The organism is Immundisolibacter sp., from assembly GCF_028696615.1.
GTDB lineage: Bacteria > Pseudomonadota > Gammaproteobacteria > Immundisolibacterales > Immundisolibacteraceae > Immundisolibacter.
This window is the reverse complement of the sequence record NZ_JAQVGQ010000145.1, coordinates 1-7,081: the sequence shown is the minus strand read 5'-3', so window position 1 is coordinate 7,081 and position 7,081 is coordinate 1. Positions and strand designations below refer to the sequence as shown.

8 protein-coding genes are annotated in these 7,081 nt (G+C 69.8%); 2 read left to right on the top strand and 6 right to left on the bottom strand.

The window, feature by feature from the left end:
- On the top strand, positions 1–306 hold a 306-nt coding region (locus tag PHC73_RS09905), incomplete at its 5' end, for a glutathione S-transferase family protein (RefSeq protein ID WP_300127401.1).
- A 363-nt stretch (positions 307–669) separates the two neighbouring features.
- On the opposite strand, the gene PHC73_RS09900 is transcribed toward PHC73_RS09905, so the two are convergent.
- The 6 genes from PHC73_RS09900 to PHC73_RS09875 all read right to left on the bottom strand — a co-directional run bounded on the left by PHC73_RS09900 (position 670) and on the right by PHC73_RS09875 (position 6,181).
- Positions 670–1,653 carry a hypothetical protein gene (locus PHC73_RS09900; protein ID WP_300127398.1) on the bottom strand — a complete coding sequence of 328 codons (984 nt, stop codon included), beginning with the start codon at positions 1,651–1,653 and terminating at the stop codon, positions 670–672.
- Positions 1,654–1,772: 119 nt separating this feature from the next.
- Positions 1,773–2,627, bottom strand: a complete 855-nt coding sequence (locus PHC73_RS09895; RefSeq protein WP_300127396.1) for an alpha/beta fold hydrolase — start codon at positions 2,625–2,627, stop codon at positions 1,773–1,775.
- A gap of 62 nt (positions 2,628–2,689) precedes the next feature.
- Entirely contained in the window at positions 2,690–3,277 is a 588-nt protein-coding gene (locus tag PHC73_RS09890) for a DUF445 family protein (protein ID WP_300127392.1), read from the bottom strand.
- The gene (locus PHC73_RS09885) at positions 3,274–4,464 is read right to left on the bottom strand and encodes a diguanylate cyclase (protein ID WP_300127389.1); all 1,191 of its coding nucleotides are present in this window, start codon (positions 4,462–4,464) and stop codon (positions 3,274–3,276) included. The genes PHC73_RS09890 and PHC73_RS09885 overlap by 4 nt, the downstream gene beginning before the upstream one ends.
- Before the next feature lie 5 nt (positions 4,465–4,469).
- Positions 4,470–4,763 carry an Lrp/AsnC ligand binding domain-containing protein gene (locus PHC73_RS09880; protein ID WP_300127386.1) on the bottom strand — a complete coding sequence of 98 codons (294 nt, stop codon included), beginning with the start codon at positions 4,761–4,763 and terminating at the stop codon, positions 4,470–4,472.
- Complete coding sequence (locus PHC73_RS09875; protein WP_300127383.1) at positions 4,763–6,181, bottom strand: MFS transporter; 1,419 nt, start codon at positions 6,179–6,181, stop codon at positions 4,763–4,765. The genes PHC73_RS09880 and PHC73_RS09875 overlap by 1 nt, the downstream gene beginning before the upstream one ends.
- Before the next feature lie 92 nt (positions 6,182–6,273).
- Here PHC73_RS09875 and PHC73_RS09870 point away from each other — a divergent pair, with 92 nt between their 5' ends.
- The gene (locus PHC73_RS09870; protein WP_300127380.1) at positions 6,274–7,071 is read left to right on the top strand and encodes an SDR family oxidoreductase; all 798 of its coding nucleotides are present in this window, start codon (positions 6,274–6,276) and stop codon (positions 7,069–7,071) included.
- Positions 7,072–7,081 lie beyond the last annotated feature (10 nt).

Genomic DNA, 7,081 nt, shown 5'->3' with positions numbered 1-7,081 from the left:
ATGCTCATGCACATGATGTTCCTGCCCGAGGCGCAGCGCAGCCCGGCGGCCATCGACGAGGCCAAGGCGGCGCTTCGCAAGCCGATGCAGGTGCTGAACGACCACCTGGCCGCGCGCGCCTACCTGCTGGGCGACACGTTCACCGTGGCCGACCTCAACGTGTGCTCGGTGCTGGGTCTGGCGGCGCTGCTGCAGTACGACTTCTCGCCGTTCGCCCACGTCGGCGCCTGGATCGGCCGCTGCATGAGCCGCCCGGCGGCGCAGCGCTATCAGCAGAAAGCGCAAGAGGCCATGGCGCAGCGCTGAGAGCTTGTGAATTTTTCAAGCTCTCAGGCCGGCCAGGGATGGCCGGACGCGAATCAAGCGCGTAAGGGCTTGATTCGCGGGAGCCCGTCCGGGCGTGTACCGGACGGGCGACGCAAGAAATGCGCAGGACGCGCATTTCTTCACAAACCCTGAGGGAAGCTGATTTATTCAGCATTTCCCGTCCGGGGCAGGATGCCCCGGCCTGAATCAAGGGCGCAAGCCCTTGATTCAGGGAGCGCCGCGCGGGCGTGTACCGCGCGGCAGCGAGCTGAAAAGTTCCAGGGACGGATTTTTTCGGCGTCTCCCTGAGACCCGATCGCAGATAAAAAAACCGGCGCGCGGGATCGTCCCGGCGCCGGTTTTTCATTTGCGGATGCTGTAGCTTCCCTGGCCGGGCAAGGCGCCCGGCACGAAGCTGCACCCGGCGATGCTCTGGCAATGGGTGCGGGTCTCGATGTCCTTGCCGACGCCCTGCAGCGTCTGCAGCAAGCCTTGCTGGGCCTGCAGCGTTTGCCCGAACACGCGCAGCGTGGTGATGTCGACCAGCTGGGCGAAGATTTGCGCCTGTTCGGTCGGGGTGGCACCACGTACCTGGTCGGTGAAATTGGCCGGCAGCCCCTGTAGATGCTCGGTCATGCCGACGGCGTCGAGCATTTTCATCACGCCGCCCCAGCGGCGATAGTCATCGGTGGGTATCAGGTAGAGCTCGGTCGAGTAGATGCCACTGGTTTTGCCCATTCCGGTGACGGCGAACAGCGACACGGGCACGCCGGCGATGCTCGCGTTGGCCGCAGTCGCCCAGCCTTTGCTGCCCTTGCGACTGAGTACGGCATAGGTTTCGATCTCGCGCGTGGCGACGTCGCTGACCGACGTGATCCCCACGCGCCGGAGCGCGGCGTCGAACGCCTGGCGCGGATCGACCATCTGCGTTCCGAAATCGACCTTCACATAGCGCGGCGCCGCGGGATCGGCGGGGTTCGCCGTCCAGTCGAAGGGAGCGTTGCGAATCCAGCCCGGAAATTCACTCTCGCCAGCCGGACCCTTGCGGACCTCGAACGCTGGATACGCTTCACGCGTCGCCGGCGCCGCCAACCCGGTTTCGGCGCGGGTTGCTGCCGCTCCCAAGGCGCCCGACAGCAGTGCTGCACCCGCCACGGCGGCGGCAAGTCCGCGGACCGCTGGATTGCCGTGGTTCATGCCGTCCTCTCGCTGTGGCTGCTCGACGTTTTTAACAGGCCGTTGAAAAAAGGCTTCCTGCCCTTTTTCAACTCGGTTCGTCGCGGCACATGTCCGCCACGAGCCTTCGCAAATCAAGCGCTTAACGCGCTTGATTTGCGAGCAAGCCATTCCTGGCGTCCGCGCGGTACGCACCCGCGCTGCGCTTCATGAATCAAAGGCTTGCGCCCTTGGCTCATGCCGGAGCATCCGGCCCCGGCCAGGAAGCTCTGAATCAATCAGCGGTTTCTTCAGCCGAAGCGCCCGTCCAGGAAATCCAGCACCAGCTGGTTGAAGGCCTGGCGTTGCTCGATCTGAATCCAGTGCCCGCAGTGGTGGAACATGTGCAGCTGCGCGTTCGGCATGCGCTCGGCCACGTACAGGCTGGTGCTGGTGGGAATGAAGAAATCCTCGCGCCCGTGCGTCACCAGCGTCGGGTGTGCCATGGCGCGCAGCTGGTGTTCGGGCACCACGAAGGCGTCCGCGTGTACCTGCGCGTCGCCCGGGAACATGGCCTCGAACTGGCGGCGGATGCGGTCCTGCATGACCAGCGCATAGCGCTGGCGGGCGATCGATTCCACGTCCCCGCCCAGCACGTCCGGGTTGTGCAGGAACTTGCGCACCAGGTACGCGAGTTCCTCTTCGGTGCCGGTGCGGTAGTAGCCCCAGCCGCGCCGCAGGCCCTCGGTGACGGTGAACGGCGCGCCCACGGCGCCCATCAGCACCACGCGCTCGAAGCGCTGCGGGTGCCGGCGCAGCAGCTGCAGCGCAACGCCGCCGCCCATGGAGTTGCCGACCAGGTGCGCCCTGCCGATGCCAAGGCCGTCCAGGAGCGCGATGATCTGCGCCGTCCACACCTCGATCCAGGCCGCCGCGCCGGTGGGCGGCGCGTGGTGCTGGCTTTCGCCAAAACCCGCGATGTCCGGCGCGATGGCGCGGTAGCGCTCACCCAGGAACGGCAGCGCGTGCACCCAGTTGGACAGGGCGTTCGCGCCCGGTCCGGAGCCGTGCAGCAGGATCACCGGCGGGGCGTCGCTGGCGCCGCAGTGGTGGAAGAATGTCTCGAAGCCGCCGGTGGGCAGGCGGCTGCTGGCAACCTCGGGCATGGCGTTTCTCCTCGTGCGCGCAACGATCGATGCCCGGCATGATAGCGCCGGCCGTCGATCGTTCAGTGGATCGTCAGCACCTGCTGCAGCAGCACCTGTACCACGCCGATCAGCCCGCCCAGCAGCACGCCGAACCAGGTGATGGCGCGAAACTGCTTGCGCGAGAAGCCCAGCACCAGCGCTTCGAGCTTGGCCACGTCGAGCGCGTCGATGCGCTCGCGGATGCGGTCGCGGATGTGCTCGCCGCTCGGCCCGTCGGCGCGCGCCAGGGCGTCGATTTCGCGCAGCAGCAGGTCGCCGGCCATGCCCTTGGCCATCGCCAGCATGGCGGGCTTGGCGCCGAGCAGGCCGCCGAGCTGCTCGACCATGCCGGCCACCTTGTCCTTCAGGCGCGTGCGCACGGCGTCGGTCAGCAGCAGATCGGCCACCTGGTCGCCGTCCAGCACGTGCTCGGTGAAGGTGTCGGCGATGGCGAGCGCGATCTGCGCGCGCTCCTTGGGGATCAGGCCGGGCGTCAGCGGCACCCGCCAGCGGCCGAGGTACCACGGCCGGTAGGGCCGAAACAGCATGCGGATGGCGATGTCGTTGGTGACCCCGCCGATCACCGCGCCGATCAGCGGCGGCAGCAGCCAGCCTGCGAAGGCGCTCATGCCGGCATCTCGCGCACGCGCCGCACCAGCGCCGGCGTCTCGGCCGGCGGGGCCATCACCACGCAATTGCGGCCGGCGTGTTTGGCCTCATACAGCGCCGCGTCGGCGGCGCGGATGAGATCGTCCGGCGTCAGGCCGCTGCCCGGACGCAGGCAGGCGACGCCGACACTGACGGTCACGACCGGGCGCTGTGCGGCGGGCGCGTGCGGCAGGCGCAGGTTCTCGATGGCCTGCCGCAGCGTGTCTGCCACCGCGCGGGCGCCGGCCAGCGGCGTCAGCGGCAGCAGCACCGCGAACTCCTCGCCGCCCAGGCGCGCCACCAGATCGCCGTGGCGGTGCACCAGCTGGCGCGTGACGGCGGCCAGGCGACGCAGGCAGGCATCGCCGCCGGGGTGGCCGAAATGGTCGTTGTAGATTTTGAATTCGTCGACATCGAAGATGATCAGCGCCACTTCACCGCGCAGGCGCAGCGCGCGCTGCCATTCGCCGGCCAGAGTTTCGTCGAAATGGCGCCGGTTGGCGAGGCCGGTGAGCGGGTCGAAACGCGCCAGGCGCGCGAACTCGAGCTGCAGGTGCAGGCCGTCGAGGTAGGTGCGGTGCAGCTCGAGGCCGGCCAAGGCGCTGCCGCTGCCCAGCAGCAGCAGCGCGCCGGCCGCGGCCGGCTGGGGATGGGGGCCGATCAGCATCAGCGCCAGCGGCGCGGCCAGGGTCAGCGCCAGCACGCCGATGAACGGACGCCCCAGGCGCGCCAGGGCCGGGAATTCCGCCAACAGCGCAGCGCCCAGCACCACCCAGGCCAGCAGCTGCTGCACCGGCGCGGCCCGCGCCAGCAGCAGCACGCTGCCGGTGCCCCAGGCAATGCCGACCGCCGCGGCGATGGCGACGTAATAGCCGCGCCAGCGGCGCAGCGCCGCATCACCGACGCGCTGACGCTTGAAGTGCCGCACCAGCAGCGCCCGGGTGCCCGCCAGCAACGCATGCGTGAGCAGCCAGGCGGTGACGGCCGGCGCGGCCAGCGCATCGCCCAGTACCGCCACCAGGCCGGCGGCGCACAGGGCGCTGAGCAATGCCGGCAGCGTGCCGCGCCGGTACAGGTCGACCACCTGGCGGCGCAGCTGCGTGTTTGGGCTGACGCCACTCGCGGCGGCCAGCGCCGCGTCATCGCCGATGACCATGGCGGGGCGCATGGGGGTCAGCCGGTGGCCGGTTCGTCGAGACCGACGTCGAACAGGCTTTCCAGGTCGTGCCGCGAGTAGGCCCGAAACGCCAGCAGCGTTTCGGTGCGCTGGATGCCGGGCAGCGTCGCCAGGCGCTCGGTGACCAGCGCCGACAGGTCCTCGGCGCTGGCCACGCGGGCGATGGCGACCAGGTCGTGGCGCCCGCTGACCGAGTACACCTCGGCCATGCCGGGCAGCTCGGCCAGCGCCTGCGCCAGGCTGTTCACCTGGCCGCGCACGGCCTCGATCATGACGAATGCGGTGATCATCACGGCATCTCCGGGGGCGCGTCCTGCTGCGCCGCCTGCAGCGCCCGCCGCACCATCGGCAGCAGGGCATAGGCCGGGAAACACAGCACGAAGGTCAGCAGAAAATAATCGCGGTAACCCATCAGCTCGGCACCGAAGCCGCTGGCAAAGCCGGCCAGCGAGCGGCTGAGCGCGAACAGCGACGACAGCAGCGCGTACTCGCCAGCCGCCTGACGGGTATCCACCACCGCCATCAGAAACGCCAGGAACGCCCCCGTGCCCAGCCCACCGGTGAACGACTCCACCATGCTGGCCGCGTACAGCACGCCGGTCGGCACCTGCGCCGCCGCGGCGAGGTCGGCGGCGTACACATAGCCCAGGTTCGATAGCGCCTGCAGCAGACCGAGCGACCACAGCGCCGTGAAAATGCCGAGCCGGTGCGTGAGCACACCGCCGAGCATGCCGCCGGCCACCGACAATACCAGGCCGGCGTTCACGGAGATGAGACCTATTTCACTCGCCCCGAAGCCGGCATCCACCCAGAACGGCTTGACCATGAAACCCATGGCCGCGTCGCCCAGCTTGAAGGTGAGCGCGAACGCCAGCACCGCCAGCATGTACGGGCGCGCCAGCAGCGAGGCGAACGGCGCCATCGCCGGCTGTGTGCCGGCCGGTGCCGGCTGCAGCGCGGCGATGGCGAACAGCCCGCACGCGGTCACCGCCAGCGCGGTGTCGGCCAGGCTGCCGAGCCACTGCATCTGCCGGCCGACCAGCCAGGCCAGCAGCGCGCCCAGTGCCAGGCCGGCGCAGATCACCCGCCGCTGGCGCAGCAGCGGCAACAGATCGGCCAGACGCGGGCGCGGCGCCCGGCGCGCGGCCTCGGCCGGCGCGGCGCGGCACAGCAGCGCCAGCAGCGCCAACAGGCCGGCGGCGGCGACGAAGGTGCCGGCCCAGCCGATGCGCCCGCTGGCCATCAGCAGCACGCCGGCGGTGAGCATGCCGACCCGGTACAGGGCGATGCGCACGCCGTTGGCGAGTCCGAGTTCCTCGCGCGGCACTTTCTCGACGGTGTAGCCGTCGATGGCGATGTCGTTGGTGGCCGACGCCAGCGCGAACAGGCCGAGCGTGAGCCACAGCGCCGGCTGGTCCGGCCAAACACCGATCAGCGCCAGCATGCAGCCGGCCATCACCAGGTTCGCCGCCAGCATCCAGCGCCGGTGGCCGCGCCAGGCATCCACCGCCGGCGCCCACAGGAACTTCAGCGTCCAGGCCAGCCCCAGCAGGCCGAGCACGCCGATCTGGCGCAGGTCCACGCCCTGCTGGCGAAAGTACACCGGCAGCAGGTCCAGGAAGATGCCCAGCGGCAGGCCCTGGGCAAAATACAGCGCGCCCACCCACAGCAGCCGCTGGCGCAGTGGCGAGGGTGTGTCAGCCCGCATTGGATGCCGCGGCCGCCGGTGGGCTGGTTCGTGGCTGGCGCCGTTGGCCGGTCGGGTATAGTGGCGGGCGCAGCTGCCGCAGGAGGGGAGTCATGGAACTCGATTTGGCCGGAAAAGTAGTCGTCATCACCGGCGCCAGCCAGGGCATCGGGCTCGCCTGCGCCGTCACGTTTGCCGGCGAAGGCGCCCGGCTGATGCTGGCGGCGCGCGGTGCCGATGGTCTCACGGCGGCGGCCGCGGCGGCCAGTGAGGCCGGCGCGCCCGAGGTGGCCACGGCGCAATGCGACGTCACCGTCGATGCCGACGTCGAGCGCCTGATGGCGGCCACCGTCGAGCGCTTCGGGCGCATCGACGTGCTGGTCAACAACGCCGCCGGCAAGCTGCCGGCCGGCGAGTTCGCCGACATCAGCAACCAGGCGTGGCTCGCCGGCTGGAACCAGAAGCTGCAGTGCCACATCCGCGCTTGTCGCGCCGTGTACCCGGTGATGCAGAAACAGAAAGCGGGCGTGATCGTGAACGTGCTCGGCACCGCCGCGCGCAATCCCAAGGCGTCCTACATGCCGGTCGGCATCAGCAACGCGGCGCTGTACAACTTCACCAAGAGCTTTGCGGACCTGTGTGCGCCGCAGGGCATCCGCGTGCTGGGCGTGGCGCCGTCCGGCGTCACCACCGACCGCTGGACGCGCCTGGTTGCCGCCCGCGCCCCGGCCGAGGGCAAGACGCCCGAGCAGCTACAGGCCGAGATCGACGCCGCGCTGCCGCTGGGGCGCATGGCCCACCCGCAGGACGTGGCCAACGCCGTGTGCTTCGCGGCGTCCGAACGCGCCAGCTACATCTGCGGCAGCGTCATCACCGTGGACGGTAACAGCACGCAGGGCGTGTATCTGTAGCGACCGTCAG

What these genes read in the sequence shown, in the direction of transcription:
- PHC73_RS09900 (WP_300127398.1), bottom strand. Translation starts at nt 1,653, where the DNA reads ATGGCTTGCTCGCAAATCAAGCGCGTTAAGCGCTTGATTTGCGAAGGC.
- PHC73_RS09895 (WP_300127396.1), bottom strand. Translation starts at nt 2,627, where the DNA reads ATGCCCGAGGTTGCCAGCAGCCGCCTGCCCACCGGCGGCTTCGAGACA.
- PHC73_RS09890 (WP_300127392.1), bottom strand. Translation starts at nt 3,277, where the DNA reads ATGAGCGCCTTCGCAGGCTGGCTGCTGCCGCCGCTGATCGGCGCGGTG.
- PHC73_RS09885 (WP_300127389.1), bottom strand. Translation starts at nt 4,464, where the DNA reads ATGCGCCCCGCCATGGTCATCGGCGATGACGCGGCGCTGGCCGCCGCG.
- PHC73_RS09880 (WP_300127386.1), bottom strand. Translation starts at nt 4,763, where the DNA reads ATGATCACCGCATTCGTCATGATCGAGGCCGTGCGCGGCCAGGTGAAC.
- PHC73_RS09875 (WP_300127383.1), bottom strand. Translation starts at nt 6,181, where the DNA reads ATGCGGGCTGACACACCCTCGCCACTGCGCCAGCGGCTGCTGTGGGTG.
- PHC73_RS09870 (WP_300127380.1), top strand. Translation starts at nt 6,274, where the DNA reads ATGGAACTCGATTTGGCCGGAAAAGTAGTCGTCATCACCGGCGCCAGC.